Consider the following 24,523-nt stretch of genomic DNA (forward strand, 5'->3'; position numbering starts at 1 on the left):
TGCACACTGGTCCGACCTGTCACTGGAGGCGCATTCATGTCACACCCTCAGCCGAGCTCGTCCCCTCGCCGCCGCAGTGTGCTGCGCGGCTCGCTCGCCGTCCCGGCGGCGCTCGCCGTGCCGGCTCTCTCCGGGGCCGCTCCGGCGCTCGCCCTCTCGGGGCGCCCGCGGGCCGAGTGGGGCGTGCAGGCCGGTGACGTGACGGCGCACGCGGGCCTGGTGTGGGTGCGCTCCGACCGTCCCGCCCGCATGATCGTGGAGACGTCCGCCACGGAGTCGTTCCGCGATCCCACCCGCTGGAAAGGCCCGCTGCTCGGCCCGGACACCGACTTCACGGGGACGACACGGCTGCGCGGGCTGCCCGCGGGCGAGCAGATCCACTACCGCGTGCTCCTGGCCGACCCCGACGACCCCCGACGGGCGGGTGAGCCGGTCACCGGAACGTTCCGTACGAGCCCGAAGGGGCGCAGGGAAGGCGTACGTTTCCTGTGGTCGGGCGATATCGCGGGCCAGGGGTGGGGCATCAACCCGGACCGCGGCGGTTGGCGGATCTTCGACGAGATGCGCCGCAGGGACCCGGACTTCTTCCTGTGCAGCGGCGACAACATCTACGCCGACGGGCCCATCCTGCCGAGCGTCACCCTGCCCGACGGCAGCGTGTGGCGGAACGTGACCACGGAGGAGAAGTCGAAGGTCGCCGAGACGCTCGCGGAGTTCCGCGGCGCCTTCCGCTACAACCTCCTCGACGAGAACCTGCGGCGCTTCAACGCGCAGGTGCCCTCCATCGTCCAGTGGGACGACCACGAGGTGAAGAACAACTGGTATCCGGGGCAGATCCTGACCGACGCCCGCTACACGGAGAAGAACGTGGACGTCCTCGCCGGGCGCTCCCTGCGGGCGTTCAGCGAGTACTTCCCGGTCTCCACGCTCCCGCCGGGCGACGAGGACGGGCGGGTGTACCGCGTCCTGCGGCACGGACCGCTCCTCGACGTGTTCGTCCTGGACATGCGCTCCTACCGCAACGCCAACTCCCCCGGCAAGCAGCCCGACGACACCACCGGCATCCTGGGCGCCCGGCAGCTGAGCTGGCTCAAGCGCGAGCTGTCGCGTTCGCGTGCCACCTGGAAGGTCATCGCGTCCGACATGCCGCTCGGCCTCGTCGTACCCGACGGCTCGGCGAACTTCGAGGCCGTCGCGCAGGGTGATCCCGGCGCACCGCTGGGCCGCGAACTGCAGATCGCCGAACTGCTGCGGCACATCAAGCACCGCAAGGTCACCGGAACGGTGTGGCTGACCACCGACGTGCACTACACGTCCGCGCAGCACTACGACCCCTCACGCGCGGCGTTCAAGGACTTCGCGCCGTTCTACGAGTTCATCTCGGGTCCACTTGCCGCCGGCGGCTTCCAGGCCCTCAAGCTCGACGGCACGTTCGGCCCCGAGCAGCGCTTCATCAAGGCGCCGAACCGCGCCAACACCTCACCGGCCGAAACTCCGCAGTACTTCGGAGAGGTCGACATCGACGGTGACAGCGGCGAGCTGACCGTGCGGCTGCGGCAGGAGGGTGGCGGGGTGCTGTTCACGCAGGTCCTGCAGCCGGGCCGGGTGGGACAGCAGTGATTCGGCCACCGAACGCTCAGCGAGCTGTCACGCCCGGATACCAAGAGCAGGCAAAGAGGAATTAAACGGGCAGAAGGTATCTTAACTCGTCAGTCACAGAACGTTCGTGATCACGCAACACCCTTCCTCCACAGTGGCTGTATGAGTGCTGACATGTCTGATGTGACGCGAACCAAACATGGCCGTCCCGTTCACCACTGGCGGCGGGATCTGGTGGAGCTCGCCGCCCTCTTCACGGCTGTGGCCGTGGCGGACGCGGTGGCGAACATGATCGGGCACGGCCCCGACGGTCCCGCCCTCCTGGTGATCTCGGCCGTGGCACTGCTCGCCACGGTCGGGTTCCACACATGGTGGGCACGCCGCCACGAGCACGCACCGCCGACGGTGGACGATACCGGCGCCCGGCCACTCGCCGCCGGGCAGCGGACCGGGCTCCGGACCGGGCAGCAGACCGGCCCCATGACGGCCATGGAGCAGGCCGGGGCCACCGCCACGGAGTCGTCCGCAGGGGCGACGACGCTGTGGCGGATGCGCACCACGGTGCGGGACGAGCCGGGATCGCTCGCCGCCCTGTGCACGACGCTCGCCCACGGCAAGGTCGACATCCTGAGCCTCCAGGCGCACCCGCTGGCCGAAGGCACCGTCGACGAGTTCCTGCTGCGCGCCCCCGCCGATCTGCCCGCGGCCGAGATCACCCGCGGCGTCTCGCACGCGGGCGGCTCGGGCACCTGGATCGAGCGGGCCGACGCCCACGACCTGGTGGACGCCCCCACCCGCATCCTGGGCCTTGCCACCCGCACCGCCCTCGACGCCGCCGAACTGCCGCTCGCGCTGCGCCAGTTGCTGGGTCGCTGCACCATCCGTTCGCTGCCCGCGAAGACACAGACCGCGTCCGGAACCCTGGCGGACCAGCCCGTCGAGGGCGCGCTGGAAGGGACCGTACTGCGACTGCAGGCACCGGAGGGTGAAGTGATCACCGTGGAGCGGCCGTATCTGCCGTTCACGCCCACCGAGTTCGCCCGCGCGCGTGCCCTGGTCGAGCTCGACACCCGGCTCGGCCCGCGCATCCCGCACAGCAAGGACGTACTGACGCTCGCCGAGGGCAGCTCCATCACCGTGCGCCGGGCCGACACCACCGACGTGGACGCGGCCAAGGCCATGCACGAGCGCTGCTCACAGCGCACCCTGGGCATGCGCTACCACGGCCCGGTGCGGGACGCCGACCGGTATCTGGGCCACCTGCTCAGCCCGCGGTTCGGCCGGACCCTCGCGGTGCAGACCGCCTCCGGGCGCATCGTCGGCATCGGCCATCTGCTCTGGGACGGCGACGAGACGGAGATCGCGCTGCTCGTCGAGGACGACTGGCAGCGCCGCGGCATCGGCGGTGAACTCCTCGGCCGCCTCGTGACGATGGCGGTCGAGGCGGGCTGCGAGAGCGTGTACGCCGTGACGCAGGCGTCCAACACGGGCATGGTCGCGGCGATGCGCGGCCTGGGGCTCCCCCTCGACTACCAGATCGAGGAGGGCACGCTGGTCATCACCGCCCGGCTTGAAGCCACGCCGGTGAGCTCGCAACTGCCGTACGACCAGCCGCAGGGACGGGCGGAGCAGCACTGATCCGGGGCACCGCGGCGACCTCGGTGCCCGACGGCTGAGGGCCGAGGGCTTGGTCGAGGTCCTGCCACAGGTCCTCGACGTCCTCAAGCCCGGCCGAAAGACGCAGCAGGCTGTCGCTCACGCCGGACGAGCGCCGGTCCGCCGCGTCCACGACGCGGTGGCTGATGGACGCCGGATGCTGGATGAGGGTGTCGACGCTGCCGAGGCTGACCGCCGGGGTGATCAACCGCACCCCGGCGGTCACCGCGTGCGGATCCCCCCTGACCTCGAAGGCGACCATCGCGCCGCCGAGCCGCGGATAGTGCACGCGGCGCACCCGCGGGTCGGCTGCCAGGCGCCGCGCCAGTTCCGCCGCGTTAGCGGAGGCCGCCCGTACGCGCACCGGCAGGGTGGACAGGCCCCGCAGGAGCAGATATCCGGCCAGCGGATGCAGCACCCCGCCGGTGGCGAAGCGGACCTTCCGCAGCTGCCGTGCGAACTCCTCGTCGCACGCGACGACTCCGCCGAGGACGTCCCCGTGCCCGCCCAGGTACTTGGTGGCGCTGTGCAGCACGAGCCGCGCCCCGCTCTCGACCGGCCGTTGCAGGACGGGCGTCGCGAAGGTGTTGTCGGCCAGGAGCGGCACCGTGCCGCAGGCGTGGGCCACCGCGCGCAGATCCAGTTCGGCGAGAGTCGGATTGGCGGGCGACTCGACGAGGACCAGGCCCGTGTCGTGGCGGATGGCGTCCGCGATCCCGGCCGGGTCGACCCAGGTGACCTCGGAGCCGAGCAGCCCCGCCGTCAGCAGGTGGTCGCTGCACCCGTACAGCGGGCGCACCGCCACGACATGGCGCAGACCGGCCGCTCCTCGTGCGAGAAGGACCGCGGTCAGCGCCGCCATGCCGCTCGCGAACGCGACCGCGCTCTCCGTTCCTTCGAGCCGGGCCAGGGCGGTCTCGAAACGGGCGACGGTCGGGTTCGCGAGGCGGGCGTAGACGGGCGGTCCGTCATCGAGGGCGCCGTCGGCGGCGAAGGCGTCGATGCGCGCCGCCTCGCCACGGGTGTCGTGGGAGGGGTAGGTGGTGGACAGGTCGATCGGCGCGGCGTGCAGGCCGAGCCCGGCGAGGTCGTCACGTCCGGCGTGCACGGCCTCCGTGGCGAGGGCGCGCGGTACTGGTGTGCGGGCCGGGTGGCCGGATCCGGTGCGGGATTCCGTGTTCGTGTCCATGCCCGACAGCCTGAACAAAGGCCCGTGTCCAGTGGTTGAACCCCGTGCTACGTTCGGCGGGTGGCTGAATCTGTCGTACTGGACCCGGTGGATCTCCGAATACTGCGGCTGCTGCAGAACGATGCCCGGATCACCTACCGCGATCTCGCGGCCCAGGTGGGCGTCGCGCCGTCGACCTGTCTGGACCGGATCACCCGGCTCCGCCGCTCCGGCGTGATCCTCGGGCACCAGCTGCGGCTCGATCCGGCGAAGCTCGGGCGCGGTCTGGAAGCGCTGCTCTCCGTGCAGGTGCGGCCGCACCGTCGGGAGCTCGTCGGGCCGTTCGTGGAACGGATCAGGGTGCTGCCGGAGTCCCGGTCGGTGTTTCATCTGGCGGGGCCCGACGACTATCTGGTGCATGTGGCGGTGGCCGACACGGCGGACCTCCAGCGGCTCGTCCTCGACGAGTTCACGTCGCGGCGCGAAGTGGCACGCGTGGAGACCCGGTTGATCTTCCAGCAGTGGGAGTGCGGACCGCTCCTGCCGCCGGGCCCGGGGGCCGATGACCAAGGGGAGAGCTCCGGCCAATCCTGATGACGCGGGTGTGTCCCGCGTACGAGGATGTCCGCATGTCAGACACGAAGATCCCGAACCCGGACACGGGCGGGAGCAGCGGCCCGCTGCCTCGCCAGGTCGCCGATACCTACGTCGACGAGCTCATCGCCCTCGACCCCATCAACGGCACGTATCTCGGCGTCAAGGAGAGCCACAGCAAGCTCCCCGACACCTCACCGGCGGGCCAGGACGCCGTCGCGGAGCTTGCCCGCACGACGCTCGCCCGGCTCGACGCCGCGGAGCGTCTGCCCGGCGCCGACAGCGACGCCGAGCGCCGGTGCGGGCGGCTCCTGCGGGAGCGGCTCACCGCCGAACTCGCCGTGCACGAGGCCGATGAGGGGCTGCGCTCGGTCGGCAACCTGCACACGATCCCGCACGCGGTGCGCGAGATCTTCACGGTCACGCCGGCGGAGACGGCCGAGGACTGGGCCGCGATCGCCGAACGGCTGCGGGCCGTGCCCGCCGCGTACGAGGGGTATCGCGCCTCGCTCGAACTCGGCCTGGAACGCAAGCTGTTCGCGCCTCCCCGCCCGACGGCCACCTTCATCGACCAGCTCGGCGAGTGGGCGGGGCCCGGCGGCGGCGAGGGCCGCGGCTGGTTCGAGGAGTTCGCGTCGGAAGGGCCTGACGCACTCCGTGCCGAACTGGACGCCGCGGCACGCGCCGCCACCGCGTCGGTCGTGGCGCTGCGCGACTGGATGCGGGACGTGTACGCGCCCGCGATCGAGGGCGCTCCCGACACGGTGGGGCGCGAGCGCTACGCCCGTTGGTCGCGCTACTTCAACGGCGCCGATCTGGACCTCGACGAGGCGTACGCGTACGGCTGGTCCGAGTTCCACCGGCTGCTCGGCGAGATGCGCGCCGAGGCCGAGAAGATCCTGCCCGGCGCGGCCACGCCGTGGGTGGCGCTCGCCCACCTCGACGAGCACGGCACGCACATCGAGGGCGTGGAAGAGGTGCGGGTCTGGCTCCAGGAGCTGATGGACGAGGCGATCGAGGCGCTTGACGGCACGCACTTCGAACTCGCCGAGCGGGTACGCGTGGTGGAGTCCCGCATCGCCCCGCCGGGCGGCGCCGCGGCCCCGTACTACACGGGCCCTTCGGAGGACTTCTCGCGCCCGGGACGGACCTGGCTGCCGACGATGGGCGAGACCCGTTTCCCGGTGTACGACCTGGTCTCGACCTGGTACCACGAGGGCGTGCCCGGTCATCACCTCCAGCTGGCGCAGTGGGCGCACGTCGCGGAGAACCTCTCCCGCTACCAGGCGACGATCGGCATCGTCAGCGCCAACGCGGAGGGCTGGGCGCTGTACGCGGAGCGGCTCATGGACGAGCTCGGCTTCCTCACGGACGCCGAGCGCAGGCTCGGCTATCTGGACGCTCAGATGATGCGGGCGCTGCGCGTCATCGTCGACATCGGCATGCACCTGGAACTGGAGATCCCGGCGGACGCGCCCTTCCACCCGGGCGAGCGCTGGACCCCTGACCTGGCGCAGGAGTTCTACGACGCGCACTGCAGCCGTCCCACGGAGTACGTGGCGAGCGAGATGACCCGCTACCTCTCCATCCCCGGCCAGGCCATCGGCTACAAGCTGGGCGAGCGGGCCTGGCTGCTCGGCCGCGAGAACGCACAGCGCCGTCTCGGCGCGGCCTTCGACGCGAAGGCGTGGCACATGGCCGCGTTGTCACAGGGATCGCTGGGGCTCGACGATCTGGTGGACGAGTTGTCGGCACTCTGAGGGTGGGGGCGGGCCCGCATCACTTGCGGGACCCGCCCGCGTCGCCGGCGGCAGCCGCAGGGCTCATGACGGTCATCGCTTCTGTGTTCCTCGCTGTGTTCCTCGCTGTGTTCCTCGCTGTGCTCATGGCCAGAAATCCACGGGCGGAGCCGCGCCCCCTGAAGAGCCGATCACCGGCGTACCCCTTGATCAGCCGGGGATTCCCCTGTTACCTCTCATGGATGACCGGTTATTCCACGGACGCCACCGACTGGCGCATCCTCGATGTCCTCCAGCGTGAGGGCCGCGCCAGCTACGCCGAGCTGGCGCGCGCCGTCGCCATGTCCCCGAGCGCCGTCACCGAGCGGGTCCGCCGCCTGGAGGAGGCGGGCGTGATCCAGGGGTACGCGGCCGTGGTCGATCCGGACCGGCTCGGTCTGCCCATCCTGGCGTTCGTGCGGCTGCGCTACCCGAACGGCCATGACAAGCCGTTCCACGATCTGGTCGAGACGACCCCCGAGATGCTCGAAGCGCATCACGTCACCGGCGACGACTGCTTCGTGATCAAGGTGGCGGCGCGTTCGATGAGTCACCTGGAGGAGGTCGCGGGGAAGATCGGCGCGCTGGGGTCCGTGACGACGAGCATCGTCTACTCCTCTCCCCTGCCGAGGCGCCCGTTGGGCCGCTGACCCCGGCTGCCCCTCACACTCCGCCCCGCTGCCGTACGACCGAGCCCGCACGGCCCTTCTCGACCTCGAGCTGAGCGTGGACGCGGCGCCGCAGATCCGCGACGTGGCTCACGATGCCGACGCTGCGGTCCCGCTCGCGCAGCGAGTCCAGGACGTCGAGCACCTCGTCGAGCGTCTGGTCGTCGAGGCTGCCGAAGCCCTCGTCGATGAAGAGCGTGTCGAGCCGTACGCCGCCGGCCTCGTCGGTGACGACGTCCGCGAGGCCGAGCGCGAGGGCGAGGGAGGCGAAGAAGGTCTCGCCGCCCGAGAGCGTGGACGTGTCGCGCTCGCGGCCCGTCCACGCGTCGACCACGTGCAGGCCCAGGCCCGAACGGCCGCGCCCCGTACGGTCGTCGGAGTGGACCAGGGTGTAGCGGCCTGACGACATGCGCCGCAGCCGTGCGGTCGCGGCGGCCGCGACCTGTTCGAGCCGGGCGGCGAGGACGTAGGACTCCAGGCGCATCCTGCGTTCGTTGTCAGCCGATGTCCCCGCGGCGAGTCCCGCGAGGCGCGCCACGCGGTCGTACTCGTCACGCAGGGGCGCGAGCCGCCTGGCTCCGGCGGCCGACCGGTCGGAGAGCCGGTCGAGTTCGGCGCAGCGCCGCGTGGCCGCGTCGAGTGCGGAGGCACTGGCACGGGCCTGCCGGTCGGCGTCTTCGGCGGCTTCCTGGGCGGCTCGCAGGTCGGCCCGCGGCTGCTCGGCGGCGGCAGCCGCGTCCGGCTCGGCGAGGAGGGAACGTACCGCCGCCTCCTCGTTCTGCCACTCGTCGATACGGTGCTGCAACTCCCGGTGGCGGGCGTCGTCGAGCAGGGCTTCGGCCGCGTCCCCCGGCGTGTCGAACCCGGCGCGGAAGGCGGCGTCGGCGAGTCGCGCGTCGGCGTCCTTGAGCCGCTGGGCGGTGTCGGCGGCGACGCGTGCGGCTTCCGCCGCCTCGGTCAGGAGCGCGGCCTGCCGCTCCAGCTGGGCGGCGCGCGCCGCGACGCTTTCGCTCGCACCCCGCGCGCGGGCCAACTCGACGTCCAGACCTGCCTGTTCGCGGTCGAGACTGTCCCGCATGGTCGTACGCGACGCGGCCCGCACTGCCGCCTCCTGCCGGACGGCGACCCTGCGGTCGTGCTCGCGCTCGGCCTGGGCAAGGGCTTCCCTGGCAGCGTGCAGACCGGAGGCACAGCCGCGCGCCTCGGCGTGTTCACCGCGCAGCTTCTCGACAATTGCGGCGAGTTGCTCGACGGACGGCCCCTCCGGGACGGCCTCCGCGTCTTCGGAGGCGGTGTCCCCGGCGGGCGACCCGAGCGCCGCCGCCCCAGCCACCGCCAACGACTCGCGCAACTCGCCGAGGTGCCGCTCCTGCTCGGTGCGCCGCTCCTCCGCCTGCCGGTACGCGGCGAGCGCCGACTCCTCCGTGGCACGGTCGACGTGACCTGCGCCCTTCGGGGCGAGCGCGGGGTGTTCGGTGGCTCCGCAGACCGCGCAGGGGGCGCCGTCGGTCAGACCCGCGGCCAGTTCCGCCGCGATGCCGGTGAGACGCTGCTCCTTCAGGACCAGCCAGCGCTCGTGGGCCGCGGTGGCACGCTCACGGGCCGCGAGGGCGCTTTCATGCGCGGTGGACACTTCCCGGGCGAGGCGGTCTCGACGGCGCGCCGCGTCCAACCTGACCTGTGCGGGCTCCAGTTGGCCCGCGATCTGCTCCGTGCGCGTGGCCGCCTCCTGGGCGGACTCGATGCGCTCCTGGAGTGCGGCCCGGGTCGTCTCCCAGCCGTCGAGCCAGCCCGCGGCCTCGCGCGAAAGTTCGTCGTCGGCGCGCTCCTCGCGCTCCAACGACACGCGTTCCGTGCCGAGTTCGGCCAGGCGCTGCTCGGCGCGCCGGGCGGATTCGAGGCCGCCGAGTTCCTCGGAGACCTTGCGCGCGGCGGTGGCGAGCCCCGACGCGCCCAAGTCCGCGAACGTGGCGGGCAGCCGTCCACGCGCGTGCGCCTCGTCGGCGGTCGCGCGGCGGTGCTCCTCCTCGGTGGCCCGGCGCAGGCCGAGCGCGGGCGCGACCGTCTCGGCCTTGCGACCCCTCTCCAAGCGGGCCTGCCGCTGCCGGTGCTCGTCCGCACGCTCCTGAAGGCGCCGGGACCGCTCCCGCGCCTGGTCGAACCGCCTTTGCAGCCGGTCGAGTTCGCGTACGTCGTCGAGAGCGCGCCCCGCTGCGGCCTGGACGGACTCGGCGGCCGTGAGAGCGCACCGGGCGATCGTGCGCCGCTCTCGCGCGCTGGTGCGGGCGAGAGCGGCCCAGGTCAGTACGGACTCGGCAAGGCCGGGATCGCCGGGCTTCAGCTCGGCCAGTGGCGACGGGACGTCCCCGATGACGTCCCCGGCGGCCTGCTCCATGCGATGCGCGTCGGCGAGAAGTTCTCCGTCGCCTCCCCGCACCGCGCCCTCGGCATCGCGCCGCTGCTCGGCGAGCCGCTGCTCGACCGCGGCGAACCTGCGCGTGTCGAAGAGCCGCCCGAGCAGCTTGCCGCGGGCCTCCGCGTCGGCCCGCAGGAAGCGCGCGAAGTCGCCCTGAGGCAGGAGCACCACCTGGCAGAACTGCTCCTTGCTCATGCCGAGCAGCTGCGTGACCTCCTCGCCGATCTCCTGGTGGGAGCGGCTGAGTTCCTTCCACCCGCCACCGTTCGGGGCTTCCCCGGCCTCGTACTCACGCAGCCAGCTCTGCGCCTTCTCCATGGTCGTGCCGGTGCCGCGCTTCTTCGGACGCTCCCACGGCGGCTGCCGGGTCACCTCCAACCGCCGCCCCGCGACGGTGAGTTCGAGGCACACCTCCGTCCGCGTACCGGGCTGCGCGTGGTCGCTGCGCAGCGTCACCCCTTGGCCGCTGCCCTGCCGGGGCCCCGGCACCGAGCCGTACAGGCCGTAGCAGACGGCGTCCAGGACGGACGTCTTGCCCGCGCCGGTCGGTCCGTGCAGCAGGAAGAGCCCGGCGGCGGAGAGGTCGTCGAAGTCGATGTCCTGGGTGGTGCCGAACGGGCCGAACGCGGTGATCCGCAGCCGATGCAGCCTCATCGGGCCACCTCGCGCAGCGTGTCGTCGGTGCGGACGGTGTCGAACGCCGCACTCAGCACCGCCTGCTCGCGCCCGTCGGGCCCCGTGCCCCGCACATGGGTCACGAAGTCCTCCGCGATCTGCTGGTCACTGCGGCCCTTGAGGCGCTGGGAGTACGAGACGTCCGGGTCCTCGGGTGCGCGCTCCGGGTCGAAGACGAGGCTGAGGGTGTGCGGGAAGCGCTCGCAGAGGCGGGCCATGGGGTCGTCGGGGCGCACCGGGTCGGTGAGCGTCGCCTCGACCCAGGCGTCCTCGTGGCGGGCGAGCTCCGGGTCGGCGAGCAGCGTCTCGATGTCTCCCCGGACGCGGGCGAGCGCACGCGGCACCGGGCAGTCGATCCGCTCCGCCTCGATCTCCCCCGTCGCGCCGAGGTCGATGAGCCACATGCTCTTGCGGTGCGCGGACTCCGAGAACGAGTACGGCAGCGGGGAGCCCGAGTAGCGCACGCGCTCGCTGATGGCCTGGCTGCCGTGCAGGTGACCGAGCGCGACGTAGTCGACGCCGTCGAAGACCCCGGAGGGCACGGCGGCCACCCCGCCGATCGTGATGTCCCGCTCACTGTCGCTGGCCTCGCCGCCGGTGACGAAGGCGTGGGCGAGGACGACGGAACGGGTGCCCGGCGTCCGGGTGGCCAGGTCGGCGCGCACCCGCTCCATGGCGGCGCCGAGCACCGCCTCATGGCCTGCTCGCGCCACGTTGAGCTCATCCTTGACCAGCGCCGGTTCGAGATAGGGCAGGCCGTAGAACGCCACGTCCCCGTGGCCGTCGGCCAGGATCACGGGCTCCCCGCAGGCGGCGGGAGCGGTGCGCAGGTGGATGCCCGCGCGGCCGATGAGTCCCGCGCCGACACCGAGGCGGCGCGCCGAGTCGTGGTTGCCGGAGATCATCACCGTCGGGACGCCGAGGTCCGCGAGCCGGTGCAGCGCGTCGTCGAAGAGCTCGACGGCGGCGAGCGGCGGCACCGCCCTGTCGTACACGTCACCGGACACGACGACGGCGTCCACCTCGCGCTCACGCACCGTGGCGACGAGGTGACCGATGAAATCGGCCTGGGCGCCGAGCATGTTCACGCGGTGAAAGGCCCGGCCCAGATGCCAGTCGGACGTGTGCAGAATTCTCAAGACGCCGCTCCGGCCCGCATGCTCACTCAACCCCTCCTGTGCCCGGATCGAGGACCGCCCCGGCACGGGCCCCGCCGACAGCACCCACCACGCTAGCGCCTGTCGGCACCTGCTCGACCACGAACCCCGATCTGCCCCCTTGCGAACATCCCGCCCGGCGTCAGGCGTCCCCGTACGCCTCTCCCCCGAGCTCGAAGACCGCGCTGCCCGCCGTCGCGTCCGCGAGCCAGGCCGTGAAGGCCTCGACGTCGGCGTCGGGAAGGCCGATCTCGATGGTCACCGCGTCCCCGTAACGCACGTCACGCACCTCTCGTCCCGCCGACCGCAGATCGTTCTGGATCTTGCCCGCGCGCTGGTGGTCGACCGTGACGGTGGCGAGCCTGAAGCGCCTGCGGGTCAGGGTGCCGACGGCGTCGAGGGCCTCGCCGACCGCTCCTCCGTAGGCCCTGATCAGTCCGCCGGCGCCGAGCTTGACCCCGCCGTAATAGCGGGTCACGACGGCGACGACGTAGCGCATGTCACGGCGCAGGAGCATCTGGAGCATCGGCACACCCGCGGTGCCCCCGGGCTCCCCGTCGTCACTCGCCTTCTGCACTCCGGCGTCGGCCCCGATGACGTACGCGAAGCAGTTGTGCGAGGCGGACGGGTGCTCCTTGCGGATGCGCGCGACGAAGTCCTGGGCCTCCCGCTCGGTGGCCGCGGGGGCGAGGGCGCACAGGAAGCGCGAGCGGTTGATCTCGGTCTCGTGCACGGCCTCACGGGCCACTGTGCGGTACTCGTCGTGCATCCCGCCAGAGTAGGCCCCCGCGCACGCCACGGCCCCGGTACGGTGATCCATTGTGACGTCACCTACGAATCGCGCACGCCAGGTCCACAGCGGTACGGACGCGCAAGTCCCCGGCGACATCGACGTGTTGGATTCGCTGCTCGCCGCCGCGCCCGTCACCGTCGTGGAGACCACCCGGGACGAACCGGTCGAACCTTTCCTGTTCCCCGAGGAGGCGGACGTCGTCGCGCGGGCCGTGGACAAGCGGCGCCGCGAGTTCGCCACGGTCCGCCGGTGTGCCCGCGCCGCCCTCGCCGAGCTCGGCGTGCCGCCCGTGCCGATCCTGCCCGGGCCCAAGGGCGCGCCGCGCTGGCCGGACGGCATCGTCGGCAGCATGACGCACTGCGCGGGCTACCGCGCCGCCGTCGTGGCCCGCGACTCTGCGGTCCTCTCCGTCGGCGTCGACGCGGAGCCGGCCGCCCCGCTCCCCGACCCCGGCGTCCTGGAACTTGTCGCGGACGAGGCGGAGCGCGCGGCCCTGGCCGAGCTCGGCGTCCGGCATCCGGACGTCCCCTGGGACCGGCTCCTGTTCAGCGCCAAGGAGTCCGTCTACAAGACGTGGTTCCCGCTGACCGGGCGCTGGCTCGGCTTCGAGGAGGCGCGGATGGACCTGAGGCCGGACGGCACGTTCGCCGCGACGCTCCTGGTCCCCGGGCCGAAGGTGGCGGGGCGCGAGCTGACGGGCTTCCGGGGCAACTGGCTGATACGTGACGGCATAGCCGTCACCGCCATCGTCCTGCCGCTCACTCCTCCCGTTCCTCCCGTTCCTCCCGTTCCCGGTACGTAGGGGCTCCGCCGAGCCACGTGCCGAGCACCCGCACATGCCGGATGGCCATCGGGTCCACGGTGCGCGGGTCGGCGGAGAGCCGGACCAGGTCCGCGGACGCGCCGGGCACGAGCGCGGTGCGGTCGTCCGCGCCCGCCTGGTGGGCGACACCGCTGGTGGCCGCCGTGAGCGCCTGCTCCACGGTGAGGCGCTGGTGCGGGGTCCAACCGCCCTCCGGAAGGCCGTCGAACGTACGCCTGGTGACCGCGACCTGGATGCCCTCGAGCGGTTCGTACGAGCTGACGGGCCAGTCGCTGCCGAAGGAGAGCCGCACCCCGTCGCGCACCAACTCCCCCATCGGGTACTGCAGATCGGATCTTTCGGCGCCGATCCGGGGCATCGACAGATCGGTCTGGACCGGGTCCGGCTGCGCCCACAGGGGCTCGAAGTTGGCGATGACGCCGAGCGCGGCGAAGCGCGGCAGGTCGGCCGGGTCGACGAGCTGGACGTGGGTGATCACGGGCCGCCGGTCCCAGGCCGGATTGGCGTGGACGGCGGACTCCACCGCGTCGAGGGCCGCCCGTACGCCCGCGTCACCGATGGCGTGGATGTGCGTCCTGAAACCGTCGGCGTCGAACGCGCACACCGCTTCGGCGAGCGCGCGCGGCTCCCACACGGGCATACCGCAGCTGTGCGGCGCGTCCAGATAGGGGGCGAGCAGCGCGGCCGTACCGCCCTCGATCACGCCGTCGCTGAAGAACTTGACCGTGCGCGCCGACAGGAGCGGGCCGCCATCGGCTGCCACGCGCCCGCGCGTCGCGTCGAACTGTTCGCGCTGCTCGCGCCAGCGGTCGGGGTCCGCGCGCTGGGCCAGGTCGACGCGGACGCTCAGCGCGCCGTGCCGGGCCGCCGCGAGATAGGCCTCCACCATCTCCGGCTCGACCCAGGCGTCCTGCACCCAGGTGATGCCCGCTCGCGCGTACGCCTGTCCCGCGCGGCGCACGGCTTCGACGAGTTCGGCCTCTTCGCGCGCAGGCACCTGGTCGAGCACCAGGTCGCAGGCGTGCCACTCGCGCAGCGTGCCGAGGGCCGAGCCGTCGGGGCGCCGGACGATCCAGCCGAGGCGCGGGTCCGGCGTCGTGTCCCGCACTCCGGCCCGGCGCAGGGCCTGTGTGTTGCACCACACCGTGTGGTAGTCGTACGCCCGCAGGACGACGGGCCGGTCCGGCACCGCGGCGTCCAGCCACCGGGCGTCGAACTCGCCGTCGGGCGCGAGCGCGGGGTCGTAGGAGGCGCCGACGATCCACTCCGCGTCCGGGTGCGCGGCGGCCCACCGTCCGACCTCCGTGACGATCGCGTCGACGGAGGTGAGGTCCTTGATCTGCGGGCCGAAGCTCTCCAGGCCCCCGAAGAGCGGGTGCGCGTGGCCGTCACCGAAGGCGGCGATGAGCAGTCCTTCGCCCAACTCGACCACGTCGTCCGCCTCTTCGGCGAGCGCGCGGGCCTCGTCGCCGAGAGCGACGACGCGTCCGCCTCGTACGGCCAGTGCCGTGGTGTCCGCGTGGATGTCGCTTCCGGTGCGGACCGCACCCAGGAAGACCCGAGTCACCGTCTCGTCCGCCATGCCGCTCGGCCCCTCCATGCTGCTCCGCCCCTCCATCACACGCTCTCCGCTTCCACTGTCGTCAGCCGTTCGTACGCCCTCGGCGCGCGCCGCCGGATCCGCAGGGCAAGCGCCGCTCCCGCCACGAACAGCACGGGCAGTGGAGCGATGAGGGCCGCGTTGACGCCGCCCGAAGCGCCCGTCAGGAGATCGAGGTTGGCACACACCAGGGCGATCAGTACCGCGAGGCCCGCGCAGGCGGTCAGCGGGGCCGCGACCACCCGCCAGGCGGGCATGCCCCTGCGCTCGCGCCGGAAGAATCCGTACACCGCGAGCGCGGCGAGCGCCTGCATCAGCATCACGCCGAGGATGCCGGAGCCGTTGCTCCACAGGAAGGTGACGGTGTACGGATCCGCGCCGCTGACGACGGTCACGCCGACCACGGCGAGCGCGAGGGCCGACTGCGTCACGACCGCCGCGGCGGGTGCCCGGGTCCTGGGGGAAACGGAGCCGAGGCGGCGCGGCAGCAGGCCCTCGCGGCCCAGGGCGTAGCAGTAGCGGGCGGCGCCGTTGTGGAAGGCGAGCGTCGCCGCGAAGGCGCTGGTGATGATCAGTACGTGCATGGAGTCGGCGGCCCAGGCTCCCGCGAACCGCTCGGTCGCCGTGAAGACCATGTCGGCGCCGCCCTCCCCCTCGGCGACGGCCTGGGCGCGGTCGGGCCCGTACGCGTTGATGATCGTCCACACCGTGAAGGTGTAGAAGAGCGCGAGGAACGCCACGGCGATGTACGTGGCGCGCGGCACCGTACGTTCCGGTTCGCGCGCCTCCTCCGCGTAGATGGCCGTCGCCTCGAACCCGACGAAGGCGCCGACGGCGAGCACGAACATGCCGCCCACCCCCGTGCCGCCCAGGTGTTCCGGAGAGAGCGTGCCCAGGTCGAGGCCCTGCGGCCCGCCGCCGTGCGCGAGCAGCCCGGCCTCGAAGACCAGGAGCACGAGGACTTCGAGGACCAGCGCGACGCCGAGGACCTTGGCGCTGAACGTGACCTTCAGATAGCCGAGCACACCGATGGCGACGAGCCCGGCGAGCGCCCAGATCCACCAGGCCACACGGACCCCGGTCAGGTCCTCGAACCCGGACTCGGTGAACCATCCGAAGGCGACGAGCAGTCCGACCTCGATGGCGTTGTAGGAGAAGAGCGCGACGTACGCGGCTCCCGCTCCAGCCGGGCGTCCGAGCCCTCGGCCGATGTAGGCGTAGAAGGCGCCCGCGTTGCGGACGAAGCGGCTCATCGCGGTGAATCCGGCCGCGAAGACGATGAGCAGCAGCCCCGATACCAGGTAGCCGAGCGGCGCCGCCCGGCCCGCCATGCCGATGGACAGGGGGGCCACTCCGGCCATCACGGTCAGCGGCGCGGCGGCGGCCACGACGAAGAAGACGAGGTCGCCGGTGCCGACGGCGCCGCCGCTCAGGCCCTTGCCGGTGGGAGAGGCGGGGGAGGTGGGTGCGGTCACGCGGGTACTCCCGAGAGCAGGTTCCGGGTGGAGCGCGGAGCGGCGACTGTGCGGTCCGTGTCATCGTCCGCCCTCTCCGCCTCAGGCGGACCTCTCGGCCCGGTCCGCCTGCTAGTTTCTACACTGCTGTAGAAACAAAAAACCGACATACGGAGCTCTCATGGCCCTGTGGGACCGCGTCAAGGAATCCGCATCGACGATGCAGACCCAGCTCATGGCGAAGAAGAACGACCTCAAGAGCGGCGCCTTCCGCGACTCCAGTATGGCGATGTGCGCCCTCGTGGCGGCGGCGGACGGCACCATCGACCCGTCCGAACGCCAGCGCGTGGCCCAGCTCATCGCCACCAACGAGGTGCTGCAGAACTTCCCCGCCGACGAGTTGCGGCGCCGCTTCGACGAATACGTCGACAAGCTGACCGCCGACTTCGCGTTCGGCAAGGTCAGCGTGTTGCAGGAGGTCGCCAAGGCGAAGAAGAAGCCCGCCGAGGCGCGTGCCGTGATCCAGATCGGCATCGTCATCGGCGGCGCGGACGGCGACTTCGACCAGACGGAGCGGGCCGTCGTGCGGGAGGCGTGCTTCGCGCTCGACCTGCCCCCGCACGAGTTCGACCTCTGAGGCTCTGAGGTCTTCATACCTTGTGACGCCGGTGAACCAGGTGAATCCGGTGAATCCGGTGAACCAGTAGGGGGGGGGGGGGGGGGGGGGGGGAAAACCCCCCCCCCCCCCCCCCCCCCCCCCCCCCCCCCCCCCCCCCCCCCCCCCCCCCCCCCCCCCCCCCCCCTACGCCGTACCCCTACGCCACGCCCTCCCTACGCCGTCTACGCTGTGTCCGCCGACGCCAGGAGTCCCCGCAGCATCTGCTCGTCGTCGGGCGACAGCGTGGTGACGAAACTGGCGAGCACGGCGCCGCGGTCGCTCTCGCCGTCGAGCACCTTGCGCATCCGCAGCGCGGCGAGCCCCGCCTCACCCACCGTCGAGCGCCACACGAACGACCGGCCCGCGCGCTCGCGCGTGACGGTGTCCTTGGCGAGCAGCCGGGTCAGGATCGTCATCACCGTGGTGTACGCGAGGTCGCCGCCGATACGTTCCTGCACCCAGGCCGCGTTCACGGGTCCCGGCGCGCCGTGCACCGTCGCGAGCACCATCGCCTCCAGCTCGCCCTGCCCGCGCCGCCCTGGGCGGGGCTGCCGCGCTTCGCGTTCATGCCGCTCCATGCCCGTGTCCCTCCTGGGTGCCTGCCGACAGTCGTCCCGGCGCTGTCTTGACAGCTCTCTTGACGGCCCCTTGAGGAGCCCCACATCGTAACGGGACATGGTGTCGGCCCACGACACTCCGTCTACTTCTACAGTGTTGTAGTTTTTAGGTCCGGCCCTGACCACGGCCGGTACGCACATCACCTCAGGACCTCAGGAGGACATCGTGGGAGTTTCCCTGGCCAAGGGCGGCAATGTCTCGCTCAGCAAGGAGGCCCCCGGCCTCACCGCCGTCCTGGTCGGCCTGGGCTGGGACGTCCGCACGACCACCGGCACGGACTACGACCTGGACGCCAGCGCGCTGCTCTGTGACGACTCGGGGAAGGTCGTCTCCGACCAGCACTTCATCTTCTACAACCAGCTCAAGAGCCCCGACGGCTCGGTCGAGCACACCGGCGACAACCTCACCGGCGAGGGCGAGGGCGACGACGAGGCCGTCAAGGTGAACCTCGCCGCCGTGCCCGCCACGATCACGAAGATCGTCTTCCCGGTCTCCATCCACGACGCCGAGAACCGCGGCCAGAGCTTCGGCCAGGTCCGCAACGCCTTCATCCGCGTGGTCAACCAGGCCGACAACGCGGAGATCGCCCGCTACGACCTCTCCGAGGACGCCTCGACCGAGACCGCCATGGTCTTCGGCGAGCTCTACCGTCACGGCACGGAGTGGAAATTCCGCGCGGTCGGCCAGGGTTATGCGAGTGGACTGCGCGGAATCGCGTCGGACTTCGGCGTGAATGTCTGACGTACGCGTCTGACGTACGCGTCTGACGTGTATGTATGACGCGCCGCGAGGACTTCGGTCGTCGCGCAGTCATCCGACCATCGGCGGCAGAAGGAGCGGGACGTGTACGGCGATCCGGCAACAGTGCGCAAGATCCTGACGGAGCTCGGAGACACCTGGGCGGTCGTGGGCCTGTCCACGAACGAGGGACGGGCCGCGTACGGGGTCGCGAGCGTCCTGCAGCGTCACGGAAAGCGCATCGTCCCGATCCACCCGAAGGCCGAGACGGTGCACGGCGAGAAGGGCTACCCCTCCCTCTCCGCCGTGCCCTTCAAGATCGACGTCGTCGATGTCTTCCTCAACAGCGACCTGGCGGGCCAGGCCGCCGATGACGCCGTCGCGATCGGCGCGCAGGCGGTCTGGTTCCAGCTGGGGGTCATCGACGAGGCGGCGTACGAGCGGACGCGGGCAGCGGGCCTGGAGATGGTGATGGACCGCTGCCCGGCGATCGAACTGCCGATGTTGCGCTAGGCACCCGGCCCTCGGGGGACCTCCGGAGATCTTCGGAGATCCCCCCGAGATCTTCGGAGATCTTCGGGAAGGCGCTGGGGCGGTCGGCTATCCGACCCTCCGCAGCGCCCTCTCCCGTCGCTCCGCCACGCTGGAGCCCGACTCCCCGCGTGCCATGCGGCGCAGGACGACCGGGGCCACGAGCAGGCCGAGCACGGCCCAGGCCCCGAGCACCCCGGCCGTCTCCCAGTGCCGCCAGGAGTCGGCGATCTCGATGCCGACCGCGCTGTCCGGCAGCAGGGCCGAGCGCATGCCGAGGCCGAGCCAGTAGATGGGGAACACCTGGGCGGTCCATTGCAGCCAGTCCGGCATCGCGGTGATCGGGTAGAAAATGCCGGAGATCGCGATCATGCCCAGGATCGGCAGCTGGATCAGGCCCTGGGTGCGCGCGCTGGTGAACACCGAGCCAAGGACCGCCCCGATGGGCAGGGTCGCGACCATGCCGAGGGCGAGAACCCAGATCAGTGTCAGCCAGGAGCCCGGGCCGCCGATCGCGAGACCGCCGACGATGAAGATGCCGGGGATCAGCAGGATCGCGAGGTCGACGAGCAGGCCGCCCGCCACGGAGACGACCTTGCCGATGAGGTAGCCCGGCATCCCGTTGGGCGTCGCCTTGGCGCGCAGCAGGGTGCCGTCCTCACGTTCGGCGGTGAGCGCCTGGCTCATGCTGACCATGCCCATCGCCGCGTTCATGCCCAGGACGCTCGGCAGGGCGAGGGTGCCGAGCAGGAGTCCGCTCGTGCCGAACGCCGTGTCCCGCAGGAAGAACATGACGGTCAGCATCAGCACCGGCCAGAGCAGATGGGACAGCACGTCACCACCGTTGGTGAACGACTGCCGCAGTTCGATCAGGCCACGGTCCCAGCCCGCGCGGATCGCCGCGCCCGTCGTGTTCACAGGACCACCGCCGTACCGGCCTCGTGCGTCCCGGCTTCGTGCGTCCCTGCTTCGTGCGTCCCGGCTTCGCGCGTCCCCGCCTCGCCCTGGCGTCGTACCAGCGCCAGGTAGGTGTCCTCCAACGAGGCCCGGCGGACCTCCAGTTCACCCACGGCCTCGCCGTACTCACCGAACAACCCGCGGACGAACGCCGTCGATTCGGCCGTCGACTTCACGAACTGCCGTCCGCCGTACGTCCAGCGCACCTCGTCGTCCCCCGCGATCCGCCGCGCCAGATCGTCCGCCGAACCGTCCGCGATGATCCGCCCCCCGGACAGGATCATGATGCGGTCGGCGAGCTTGTCCGCCTCGTTCAGGTCGTGCGTGGTGAGCAGGATCGTGGTCTCGTGATCGTCGGCGAGGCGGTGGACGAGTTCGTGGAACTCCTGCCGGGCCTCCGGGTCGAACCCCGCGGTGGGCTCGTCGAGGAACAGCAGTTCCGGGCGGCCCACGATGCCGATGGCCACGTCCAGCCTGCGCCGCTGGCCGCCGGAGAGTGTCTTGACCTTCTTGCCCGCGTGCCCGGTCAGGCCGACCGCCGCCATGAGCTCGTCGGTGTCCCACGGCCGCCGGATCGTGCCGGTGGAGTAGGGGGCGTAGTACGTCCCGAGGTGCGCGAGCAGCTCACGCACCCGCCACTTGCCGTGGTCGCGCCAGGACTGCAGGACGACGCCGATCCGCGCACGCCATGCCTCGGTGCCCAGCGCCGGGTCCGTGCCGAGCACTTGGACCCGGCCCGCCGAGCGCATGCGGAACCCTTCCATGATCTCGATGGTGGTGGTCTTGCCCGCCCCGTTCGGCCCGAGCAGGGCGAGCACTTCGCCGTGCCGCGCCTGAAAGGTCACGTCGCGCAGCACGTCGGCCGTGCCGTAGCGCATACGCAGTCCCTCGACATCGAGCACGAGGTCCCCCTCGCTCGTGGTCGTCACGTCAACTCCTCGCCGTATGCCTTCAGATAGCGGCGAAGCTACGTTGCGTTCAGTACGCCATCAATGAATAACTGGCCGAACACCCCTCTCCAGTAAGGGATTTCGGGGATTCATTGCAATGGACTTGCCGATGAACGCAAGGATGAACACGAGGAGGCCCCGCGGATGCCGGGAGGCAGGCTGACCCACCAGGACCGCCGGCACATCGGCGCGGGCCTCGCCGAGGGGCTCGGGTACGCCGAGATCGCCCGGCGCCTCGACAGACCGACATCGACCGTCAGCCGCGAGGTGACCCGCAACGGCGGGCCCGAGGGCTACCGCGTCGACCACGCCCACCTCGCTACCGAACGGCGCGCACGGCGGCGCGGGAAGATCCCGCACCGCGAACCGGCCACGCCCACCGACGCGTACGGACGCGACCCCGACGCCGTACGCGACTTCGCCGAGCAGCTCGCGGCGCTCATGGTCAGGACCGGGGTGCCCCGCATGGCCGCGCGGGTGCTCGCCCGCCTGATCACCGACGACTCCGGCAGCCTCACCGCCGCGGATCTCGTCCAACGGTTGCGGGTCAGCCCCGCGTCGGTGTCCAAGGCCGTGGGCTATCTGGCGGACCTTGAGGTGATCCGCCGCGTACGGGTGCCCGGCCACCGTCGCGAGCGGTACGTCATCGACGACGACGTCTGGCTCCGGGCGTGGATGACGAGCGCTCAGAAGCACGCCCTGTGGGCGCGGACGGCACAGCGGGGAGTCGACGTGCTCGACGCGGCGACGCCCGCGGGGGCCCGGCTCACCCACATGAGCCAGTTCTTCGCGACCCTCAGCGACGACATGAGCGGAGACGGCCAGGAAGCCGTCGACGACGCGCTGACCGTACTGGCCGCACTGCGGCACGCGGGCGCGCCTCTCCCGGAGGACCACCTGGCCACGGCACTTGGCTGGCCCTCGGAACGCGTGGCCGACGCCCTGCGCCACGCCGGACAGGACCGCCTGACTCCGGAACAGCTCAGGGCCTTGGCAGCGGCGTGACGGGTCCAGCGGGGCAGAGGGAGGCGTACGGCCGCCCGGCGTCGGGACCGGGCAGCCGTACGCCGCGTCAGGCCGCGGCGCCCATGAGTGCGGGGCGCTCGGCCTCCCGCAGCCGCTCCATCAGCGCGCTGCGCGCCCGCGCCACACGCGAGCGGACCGTGCCCACCGGACAGCCGGTGAGCAGCGCGGCCTCCGCGTAGGGCAGCCCCAGGAGCTGGGTGAGGACGAAGGCCTCACGCCGCTCGTCGGGCAGCGTCGCGAGCAGGTCGGCGAGGACCACGCCGTCGTCGAAGCCCGGCAGGCCCCTCGGCTGAGCCCGCTCGGCGGCCAACTGCCAGTCGTCCGTGTCACAGAGACGGGGCCGGGCGGCGGCGTACCGCAGGCTGTCGATCACCGCGCGCCGGGCGATGGAGAGCAGCCAGGCACGGGCGGACGAGCGCCCCTCGAAACGGTGCAGGCTGCCGAGGGCCCGCAGGAACGTGTCCTGTGTCAGGTCGTCGGCGGCCTGTGGGTCGCCGCCGAGGTACGTCACGTACCGGCGGACGTCCCGGTGCAGCGCGCGTACGAAGTGCTCGACCGCTTCGGGGTCACCGGCGCGGGCTGCGAGCGCCCAGGCCGTTATCGACTCGTCGGGTGAGCTGGGCAGGGCAGGATTGATCACCTGGTGTCCTTCTCGGGATTTCCGGGACCCGGACACGCCGTGCGTGCGTGCACATGCGGGCCTGCACATGTGGGCGTGCGTCCGGGGGGCCGGTGAGGGGGTACGGCCGCGCGGGAGTGCGTACGACCGATGCCCGAGCCGTCAGGCCGCGCGACATGGCGCGCGGGCACGGCGTCGGGGAACCAGCTGTCAGGCGACAGCGGTACCGGCGGGCGGGCCCCGAGAAGTGAGGGTGTGCACGAGGAGCAACTCCCGTGGCCGGCCCGCCGAACGGTGGCGTCGGGGCCGGATACGGGGACGGTGTGCGGGCGCGGGCAGCGCGAGAGGCACGCGCAGCGGGGCGATGATCCACCCGGCGAAGGCACGCGCGATACGGAAGGCCGCGCGTTCGCCGTGCGCGAGCCAGAGGCCGCAGAGGAGCGCGGCGAGAAGGTGGGCGGCGAGCATGCCGGTCGGCGACATGCCGCCCATGTCGTGGCCGCCGCCCATGTGATCCATGTGCTCCATGTGTTCCATGGGGGACCCTGGAGAGGGCACGCCTGGCATGGGTGTCGCTCCCGACCCGGGCATCGGCGCTGACATCGCCGAGCCCTGGCCCCCGCCCATCGCGTCGGCACCCATCGGCGCCGCGCAGAGCATGTGCCGTACCCATTGCCGTACGAGAGGCTCTCCGGCCGAGGGCTGCGCGGCGGCCTGTGCCAGGGAGAACCCCGAGTGCAGGGCGGCCTGGACCAGCACCGTCACGCAGACGACGAGGGGCAGCCCCCGCTCACGCCCGGCGAGCGCCCACCCCGTGCCGCCGACTGCGACGGCTGCGGCGCCCAGCGTCCACCAGGGCACCGGAGTCCCCGACATCAGCACGTGGCCCAGGGCAGCGAGCAGCACACAGGCTGCCGCGAACACCGCAGCCCGCACCGCGCGAGAACACCACCCAGCAGTCATGGCGGGGTCATCTTTGCATTCGCGCTCCGCCCCGCATAGGTGCTCCGCTCCGCATAGGCGAGGAGGAGCCTGGCCCTAGCGCGCCGAGTCCTCGAGCAGCTTCAGGGCCAGCGCCTGCGTCCGCGCGTCGGCCTTCTCGGGGCTTCCGGTGTCGTACGGCGGGTCCGGGTCGTACTCGACGGCGAGCTGCATCGCCTCTCCGACCTTCTCGTCGGAGAGGCGGGACGCGAGGTGCAGGCCCATGTCGATGCCCGCGGAGACGCCTGCCGCCGTAATGATCTTCCCGGTCTCGACGAAGCGGCCGGGGGTGTAGACGGCGCCGACCTTCTCCAAGTACGGGCGCGATGCCCAGTAGGTGGTGGCCGGGAGTCCGCGCAGCAGGCCCGCCGAGCCGAGGATGAGGGAGCCGGTGCACACCGAGGTGGTCCATGTGGAGCGGCGGTGGATGCGGCGGATCCACCGGTGGACGTCGGCGTCCTCCATCATCGCGACGACCCCGCGATTGCCGCCGCCGGGCACCAGCAGCACGTCGGCCGCGCTGACATCGCTCATGGCCCGCTCGGCCACCAGCGTCAGTTCGCCGGTGTCGGTGCGGACCGGGCCCGCCGTCCGGGCGACCGTCGACACGCGCACGCCCGGTACGCGACACAGCACTTCGTACGGGCCGACGGCGTCCAGGGCGGTGAATCCGTCGTACAGGAGAACGGCGATGTTCAGCATTCCTTCGTCGTCCTGGCCGGATGGGTGACCACCGGCCGCGTGCGCCGGGTGGTCCGACGCGGCGGCGAGACCGACCGCGCCCAGCGTCCCGGCCACCGCGCCCCGCAGCAGCCGACGACGGCCCGCACCGGCCGCGAGTTCAGCCGCGCTCATCTCGTCTCTCAACTCTCCTCCTGGTCATGCCTGTCGGCCGGTCGGCCGGTCGGCCGCTCCTGCGGCACGCCCTAGGAGTCGGTCGCGGCGGAGTCCGAGTTCCCGCAACCCACGTCACACTTGACCTCAACCATGCTTCAGGGACGAGCCTTGGCCCATGAACCGGACTTCAGGAGCAACAGCGGTCGAAGCGGCGGTCGACTGGCTGA

22 protein-coding genes are annotated in these 24,523 nt (G+C 71.9%); 10 read left to right on the forward strand and 12 right to left on the reverse strand.

Annotated features, from left to right (window positions below):
* Positions 1-36 precede the first annotated feature (36 nt).
* Both ACZ5CR_RS25230 and ACZ5CR_RS25235 read left to right on the forward strand, forming a co-directional pair.
* Positions 37-1,620 carry an alkaline phosphatase D family protein gene (locus ACZ5CR_RS25230; protein ID WP_468861131.1) on the forward strand — a complete coding sequence of 528 codons (1,584 nt, stop codon included), beginning with the start codon at positions 37-39 and terminating at the stop codon, positions 1,618-1,620.
* A 153-nt stretch (positions 1,621-1,773) separates the two neighbouring features.
* Complete coding sequence (locus ACZ5CR_RS25235) at positions 1,774-3,237, forward strand: GNAT family N-acetyltransferase (RefSeq protein WP_468861133.1); 1,464 nt, start codon at positions 1,774-1,776, stop codon at positions 3,235-3,237.
* Here the strand turns inward: ACZ5CR_RS25235 and ACZ5CR_RS25240 are convergent.
* A complete protein-coding gene (locus ACZ5CR_RS25240) occupies positions 3,158-4,444 on the reverse strand; it encodes a trans-sulfuration enzyme family protein (RefSeq protein ID WP_468861135.1) in 1,287 nt (428 codons plus the stop codon). The two genes, ACZ5CR_RS25235 and ACZ5CR_RS25240, sit on opposite strands and share 80 nt — an antisense overlap.
* Positions 4,445-4,504: 60 nt before the next feature.
* On the opposite strand from ACZ5CR_RS25240, the gene ACZ5CR_RS25245 reads away from it, so the two are divergent.
* From ACZ5CR_RS25245 to ACZ5CR_RS25255, 3 genes are all read left to right on the forward strand, one after another.
* Positions 4,505-5,017 (forward strand): Lrp/AsnC family transcriptional regulator, encoded by a 513-nt coding sequence (locus ACZ5CR_RS25245; RefSeq protein WP_468861136.1) that lies wholly within the window; start codon positions 4,505-4,507, stop codon positions 5,015-5,017.
* A 35-nt stretch (positions 5,018-5,052) separates the two neighbouring features.
* A complete protein-coding gene (locus tag ACZ5CR_RS25250) occupies positions 5,053-6,777 on the forward strand; it encodes a DUF885 domain-containing protein (protein WP_468861138.1) in 1,725 nt (574 codons plus the stop codon).
* A 221-nt stretch (positions 6,778-6,998) separates the two neighbouring features.
* Complete coding sequence (locus ACZ5CR_RS25255; protein WP_468861140.1) at positions 6,999-7,445, forward strand: Lrp/AsnC family transcriptional regulator; 447 nt, start codon at positions 6,999-7,001, stop codon at positions 7,443-7,445.
* 13 nt (positions 7,446-7,458) lie between these two features.
* On the opposite strand, the gene ACZ5CR_RS25260 is transcribed toward ACZ5CR_RS25255, so the two are convergent.
* The 3 genes from ACZ5CR_RS25260 to ACZ5CR_RS25270 form a co-directional block, all read right to left on the reverse strand.
* Positions 7,459-10,533, reverse strand: a complete 3,075-nt coding sequence (locus ACZ5CR_RS25260) for an AAA family ATPase (RefSeq protein ID WP_468861142.1) — start codon at positions 10,531-10,533, stop codon at positions 7,459-7,461.
* On the reverse strand, positions 10,530-11,693 hold the full coding sequence (locus ACZ5CR_RS25265) for an exonuclease SbcCD subunit D (RefSeq protein ID WP_468861145.1): 1,164 nt from the start codon (positions 11,691-11,693) through the stop codon (positions 10,530-10,532). The genes ACZ5CR_RS25260 and ACZ5CR_RS25265 overlap by 4 nt, the downstream gene beginning before the upstream one ends.
* Before the next feature lie 160 nt (positions 11,694-11,853).
* Positions 11,854-12,480, reverse strand: a complete 627-nt coding sequence (locus tag ACZ5CR_RS25270; protein WP_468861148.1) for a YigZ family protein — start codon at positions 12,478-12,480, stop codon at positions 11,854-11,856.
* Between the two features lie 124 nt (positions 12,481-12,604).
* On the opposite strand from ACZ5CR_RS25270, the gene ACZ5CR_RS25275 reads away from it, so the two are divergent.
* Positions 12,605-13,306 carry a 4'-phosphopantetheinyl transferase family protein gene (locus tag ACZ5CR_RS25275; protein WP_468861280.1) on the forward strand — a complete coding sequence of 234 codons (702 nt, stop codon included), beginning with the start codon at positions 12,605-12,607 and terminating at the stop codon, positions 13,304-13,306.
* On the opposite strand, the gene ACZ5CR_RS25280 is transcribed toward ACZ5CR_RS25275, so the two are convergent.
* Together ACZ5CR_RS25280 and ACZ5CR_RS25285 are read right to left on the reverse strand one after the other, a co-directional pair.
* Positions 13,263-14,927, reverse strand: coding sequence for an amidohydrolase (locus tag ACZ5CR_RS25280; protein ID WP_468861149.1), 1,665 nt, complete (start codon positions 14,925-14,927; stop codon positions 13,263-13,265). The genes ACZ5CR_RS25275 and ACZ5CR_RS25280 overlap by 44 nt on opposite strands.
* Positions 14,928-14,944: 17 nt before the next feature.
* A complete protein-coding gene (locus tag ACZ5CR_RS25285) occupies positions 14,945-16,402 on the reverse strand; it encodes an APC family permease (RefSeq protein ID WP_468861151.1) in 1,458 nt (485 codons plus the stop codon).
* Between the two features lie 160 nt (positions 16,403-16,562).
* Here ACZ5CR_RS25285 and ACZ5CR_RS25290 point away from each other — a divergent pair, with 160 nt between their 5' ends.
* The gene (locus tag ACZ5CR_RS25290; protein WP_468861154.1) at positions 16,563-17,018 is read left to right on the forward strand and encodes a tellurite resistance TerB family protein; all 456 of its coding nucleotides are present in this window, start codon (positions 16,563-16,565) and stop codon (positions 17,016-17,018) included.
* A 203-nt stretch (positions 17,019-17,221) separates the two neighbouring features.
* On the opposite strand, the gene ACZ5CR_RS25295 is transcribed toward ACZ5CR_RS25290, so the two are convergent.
* Positions 17,222-17,617, reverse strand: a complete 396-nt coding sequence (locus ACZ5CR_RS25295) for a BlaI/MecI/CopY family transcriptional regulator (RefSeq protein WP_468861157.1) — start codon at positions 17,615-17,617, stop codon at positions 17,222-17,224.
* A 205-nt stretch (positions 17,618-17,822) separates the two neighbouring features.
* Between ACZ5CR_RS25295 and ACZ5CR_RS25300 the strand changes: the two genes are divergently transcribed.
* Positions 17,823-18,398: a TerD family protein gene (locus ACZ5CR_RS25300; protein WP_361843358.1), complete on the forward strand. Its 576-nt coding sequence runs from the start codon at positions 17,823-17,825 to the stop codon at positions 18,396-18,398.
* A 102-nt stretch (positions 18,399-18,500) separates the two neighbouring features.
* The gene (locus ACZ5CR_RS25305; RefSeq protein WP_468861160.1) at positions 18,501-18,908 is read left to right on the forward strand and encodes a CoA-binding protein; all 408 of its coding nucleotides are present in this window, start codon (positions 18,501-18,503) and stop codon (positions 18,906-18,908) included.
* Between the two features lie 87 nt (positions 18,909-18,995).
* Here the strand turns inward: ACZ5CR_RS25305 and ACZ5CR_RS25310 are convergent, their stop codons facing one another.
* Together ACZ5CR_RS25310 and ACZ5CR_RS25315 are read right to left on the reverse strand one after the other, a co-directional pair.
* Positions 18,996-19,844 carry an ABC transporter permease gene (locus ACZ5CR_RS25310; RefSeq protein ID WP_468861162.1) on the reverse strand — a complete coding sequence of 283 codons (849 nt, stop codon included), beginning with the start codon at positions 19,842-19,844 and terminating at the stop codon, positions 18,996-18,998.
* The gene (locus ACZ5CR_RS25315) at positions 19,841-20,761 is read right to left on the reverse strand and encodes an ABC transporter ATP-binding protein (RefSeq protein ID WP_468861282.1); all 921 of its coding nucleotides are present in this window, start codon (positions 20,759-20,761) and stop codon (positions 19,841-19,843) included. Before ACZ5CR_RS25315 ends, ACZ5CR_RS25310 begins: the two co-directional genes overlap by 4 nt.
* 216 nt (positions 20,762-20,977) lie before the next feature.
* On the opposite strand from ACZ5CR_RS25315, the gene ACZ5CR_RS25320 reads away from it, so the two are divergent.
* Positions 20,978-21,838, forward strand: coding sequence for a GbsR/MarR family transcriptional regulator (locus tag ACZ5CR_RS25320; protein ID WP_468861165.1), 861 nt, complete (start codon positions 20,978-20,980; stop codon positions 21,836-21,838).
* Between the two features lie 67 nt (positions 21,839-21,905).
* Here the strand turns inward: ACZ5CR_RS25320 and ACZ5CR_RS25325 are convergent, their stop codons facing one another.
* The 3 genes from ACZ5CR_RS25325 to ACZ5CR_RS25335 form a co-directional block, all read right to left on the reverse strand.
* Positions 21,906-22,499 carry a sigma-70 family RNA polymerase sigma factor gene (locus ACZ5CR_RS25325; RefSeq protein ID WP_468861167.1) on the reverse strand — a complete coding sequence of 198 codons (594 nt, stop codon included), beginning with the start codon at positions 22,497-22,499 and terminating at the stop codon, positions 21,906-21,908.
* 189 nt (positions 22,500-22,688) lie between these two features.
* A complete protein-coding gene (locus tag ACZ5CR_RS25330; protein WP_468861169.1) occupies positions 22,689-23,441 on the reverse strand; it encodes a hypothetical protein in 753 nt (250 codons plus the stop codon).
* A 75-nt stretch (positions 23,442-23,516) separates the two neighbouring features.
* Complete coding sequence (locus ACZ5CR_RS25335; protein WP_468861172.1) at positions 23,517-24,314, reverse strand: DJ-1/PfpI family protein; 798 nt, start codon at positions 24,312-24,314, stop codon at positions 23,517-23,519.
* Positions 24,315-24,523: the final 209 nt, after the last annotated feature.

The sequence above is a fragment of the Streptomyces sp. NPDC031274 genome (genome assembly GCF_055570235.1).